Annotated in this window: 3 protein-coding genes and 1 pseudogene; all 4 read left to right on the forward strand. The window is 73.7% G+C overall.

Annotated elements, in window-relative coordinates; all coding sequences use genetic code 11:
- The coding region (locus JNW89_RS29720; protein WP_238451610.1) for an acyl carrier protein at positions 1-532 on the forward strand (532 nt) is incomplete at its 5' end.
- 32 nt (positions 533-564) lie between these two features.
- A pseudogene (locus JNW89_RS29725) lies at positions 565-1,902 on the forward strand (type I polyketide synthase); the annotation flags it as partial.
- A 23-nt stretch (positions 1,903-1,925) separates the two neighbouring features.
- On the forward strand, positions 1,926-2,456 hold the full coding sequence (locus JNW89_RS29730) for a flavin reductase family protein (RefSeq protein ID WP_238451611.1): 531 nt from the start codon (positions 1,926-1,928) through the stop codon (positions 2,454-2,456).
- A gap of 127 nt (positions 2,457-2,583) precedes the next feature.
- A complete protein-coding gene (locus tag JNW89_RS29735) occupies positions 2,584-3,867 on the forward strand; it encodes an LLM class flavin-dependent oxidoreductase (protein WP_238451612.1) in 1,284 nt (427 codons plus the stop codon).
- The last annotated feature ends 158 nt before the right edge of the window (positions 3,868-4,025 follow it).

Below are 4,025 nucleotides of genomic sequence, written 5' to 3' on the forward strand. Positions count from 1 at the left end.
CGAGGAGGGCCGGCAGCGGATGCTGCTGGACCTGGTCCGCGGCCACGTCGCCGCCGTCCGGCACGCCGAACCGGGCGAGATCGACGTCCACCGGGGCTTCACCGAGCTGGGTCTGGACTCGCTGGCCGCGATCGAGCTGCGCAACCGGCTCAGCGCGGCGACCGGGCTGCGGCTCGCCGCCACGCTGATGTTCGACCACCCGACCCCGGCCGAGGTGGCCCGGCTGCTGCGCGAGGAACTGGCCGAGGAGGTGCCGGTCGGGCCGTCCGCCGACGCGTCCGCCGGGCCGACGGGCACCGACGCCCCGGACGAGGACGACGTACGTCGCCGGCTGGCCACCATCGGACTGGACGCGCTGCGCGAGGCGGGCCTGCTCGACGCCCTGCTGCGGCTCACCGCGCCGAGCGTCGAACCCCCGCCCGCCGCGGCGCCCGCCGCCGCCGACCGCAGTGAGGAGATTCGGAACATGGCGGTGGACGACCTGGTCCGCGCGGCCCTCGGCGGCGCCGACCCGAACGGAGCGCACCGGTGAGCGGCGTGGACACCGACCAGATCGTCGCGGCGCTGCGCACCTCGCTGCTGGAGAACGACCGGCTCCGGCAGGAGAACGCCCGGCTGGTCCAGGCCGCCGACGAACCGATCGCCATCGTCGGGATGGCCTGCCGGCTGCCCGGCGGCGTGGACTCCCCGGGGAGCTACTGGGAGCTGCTGGCCCAGGGCCGGGACGCGGTCACCCCGTTCCCCACCGACCGCGGCTGGGACACCGACGCCCTGTACGACCCGGAGCCCGGCCGCCCCGGCCGGACCGTCACCCGGGAGGGCGCCTTCCTGCACGACGCCGCCGACTTCGACGCCGACCTGTTCGGCATCTCCCCTCGGGAGGCCCGCGACATCGACCCCCAGCAGCGGGTGATCCTGGAGACCGCCTGGGAGGCCCTGGAGCACGCGCGCATCGACCCGCTCTCGCTCAAGGAGAGCCGCACCGGCGTGTACTGCGGGGTGATGTACCACGACTACGACGGCGCGGACGGCGGCGGCAGCATCACCAGCGGCCGGATCTCCTACACGCTGGGCCTGCAGGGGCCGTCCGTCTCGCTGGACACCGCCTGCTCGTCCTCGCTGGTCGCGCTGAACCTGGCCGGACACGCGCTGCGCTCCGGGGAGTGCACCCTCGCGCTGGCCGGCGGCATCACCGTGATGTCCACCCCGGAGACCTTCGTCTACTTCAGCTCCCAGCGCGGGCTCGCCCCGGACGGCCGGTGCAAGTCGTTCGCCGCCGCCGCCGACGGCACCGGCTGGGGGGAGGGCAGCGGCCTGCTGGTCCTGGAACGGCTCTCCGACGCCCGCCGCAACGGCCGGCGGATCCTGGCCGTGATCCGGGGCGCGGCGGTGAACTCCGACGGCGCGTCCAGCGGCATCACCGTGCCCAACGGGCCGGCCCAGCAGCGGGTCATCCGACAGGCCCTCGGCAGCGCCGGGCTGCGACCGGCCGACGTGGACGCGGTGGAGGCGCACGGCACCGGCACCCGCCTCGGCGACCCGATCGAGGCCCAGGCGCTGCTGGCCACGTACGGGCGGGACCGGGCGGGGCAGCCGCTCTGGCTGGGGTCGGTCAAGTCCAACCTCGGGCACACCCAGGCCGCCGCCGGGGTCGCCGGGGTGATCAAGATGGTGCTCGCCATGCGGCACGGGCTGCTCCCCGCCACGCTGCACGTCGACGCGCCCACCCCGCAGGTCGACTGGTCGGCCGGGCGGGTGGAGCTGCTGACCGAGGCCCGGCCCTGGCCGGAGACCGGCCGGCCGCGCCGGGCCGCCGTGTCCTCCTTCGGCATCAGCGGCACCAACGCACACGTGATCCTCGAAGAGCGCCGGCCGGAGGGCGGGGACGCCCCCGCGCCGGCGCCGGGCTGACGGGCGGGAGAGCGATGACATCGCGTACGGGCACCACGGCGGGCCGGGTCGACCCCGGCGCCTTCCGGCACGTCCTCGGACTCTTCTGCACCGGGGTCACCATCATCACCGCCGCCGGCGACGGGGTACGACCGGTCGGCTTCACCTGCCAGTCGTTCGTCTCGCTCTCCCTCGACCCGCCGCTGGTCTCCTTCTCGGTGTCCCGCACCTCCCGCTCCTGGCCGCTGATCCGGGCCCGGGGCGCGTTCGGGGTGAACATCCTGACCGCCGAGCAGGAGGGGCTGTGCCGGACCTTCGCCAGCCGGGCCACCGACAAGTTCAGCGGGGTGGACTGGACGCCCGGCCCAGTGACCGGGTCACCCCGGCTGCCCGGCTCGCTGGCCTGGGTGGAGTGCACCGTGGAGGCGGAGTACCCGGGCGGGGACCACGTCATCGCCGTCGGCCGGGTACGCGACCTGGAGGTGGTCGACGGCGACGCCGACCCGCTGCTGTTCTTCCTCGCCGGGTTCCGCCGTCCCGCGCCCGCCGTCCCGGGCACCCCCTAGGCCGCGTCGGCCGACCCCTGAACGGCCCCCGCCGGCCCCCTGATTACGGCCTTCGCCAGGCCGGATCCGGCGGCCGCGGCCCTAGCGTCATGGCCACCGGGCAGCTTCTCGTCACGCGGAGGAACGCATGCGCTTCGGCTTGACCTATCACCACCAACTTCCCCGGCCGTGGGCCGAGGACAGCGAGGAACGCCTGTTCCAGGAGGCGCTGGCGCAGATCGAGCTGGCCGACCGGCTCGGCTTCGACTACGCCTGGGGCACCGAACACCACTTCTTCGAGGAGTACTCGCACTCGTCGGCGCCGGAGGTCTTCCTCGCCGCCGCCGCGGCCCGGACGAAGAACATCCGGCTCGCGCACGGCATCATCCACATGCCGCCGGCGGTGAACCACCCGGTGCGGATCGCCGAGCGCCTCGCCATGCTGGACCTGATCTCCGGCGGCCGGGTGGACTTCGGCTCCGGCCAGGGCAGCTCCCAGCTCGAGGTGGGTGCCTTCGGCATCGAGCTGGCGGACAAGCAGGAGCAGTGGCACGAGGCGCTCGAGGTGGTCATCCGGATGATGACCGAGACCCCGTTCACCGGCCACCAGGGCAAGTGGGTCGACGTGCCCGTCCGCAACGTCGTCCCCAAGCCGAAGCAGAAGCCGCACCCGCCGCTGTGGCGGGCCTGCACCCGGCGGGAGAGCATCCAGGAGGCGGCCCGCGAGGGCATGGGCGCGCTCGCCTTCTCCTTCGTCAACCCGGAGGAGGCCGAGGAGTGGGTGGAGGCCTACTACCGGACGCTGGAGTCGGACGACTGCGTCCCGATCGGCCAGGCGGTCAACGCCAACGTCGCCATGGTGCTGCCGTTCATGTGCCACGAGGACGAGGAGGTCGCCCTCGACCGCGGTCTGGAGGGCGCCTACTTCTTCTCGTACGCCCTGATGCACTACTACATCACCGGTGAGCACCAGCCGGGCGTGACCGACATCTGGCAGAGCTTCCAGGACGCCCGGGAGAGCATGGGCTTCACCCGGGACGCGATCGTGCCGGACGAGAAGGACCTCCAGTCGGCCGAGTCGCAGGCCATGATGGACCAGGTCGGGCAGCTGCGCCGGGGCATCGGCACGCCGGCACAGATCGCCGACATCATCCGCCGGTACGAGGCGGTCGGCGTCGACCAGATCATCTTCTCGGTGCAGATCGGCAAGAACAAGCACGAGCACATCATGGAGTCGCTGGAGCTGTTCGCCCGCGAGGTGATGCCGGAGTTCGTCGACCGCCGGGAGGCCCGCGAGGCCGCCAAGCGGGACCGGCTCGACGTCGCCGTCAAGGCGGCCCTCGGCCGGGTCAAGCGGCAGACCAAGGACGTCTCCGACTTCGTCATCGCCCCGGAGATGTCGCTCTACGGCGACGCCGACGACGACGACTGACCACCGCCGTGTCCCCGGCCGGGTCGACCCCCCGGCCGGGCCGGCGGCGGCCGGGCCCGTTCCTCCCGCGCCGGCCGCGCCGGCGCACCGATGCGAAGGATGCACGAGATGGCCACGGACAACGGCGCCTGGATCCCGCCGCTTCCCACCCCCGCCCC

Source organism: Micromonospora sp. 4G55 (assembly GCF_016803375.1).

Coding starts and splice junctions, on each gene's coding strand:
- JNW89_RS29735 (WP_238451612.1), top strand. CDS start 2,584: ATGCGCTTCGGCTTGACCTATCACCACCAACTTCCCCGGCCGTGGGCC.
- JNW89_RS29730 (WP_238451611.1), top strand. CDS start 1,926: ATGACATCGCGTACGGGCACCACGGCGGGCCGGGTCGACCCCGGCGCC.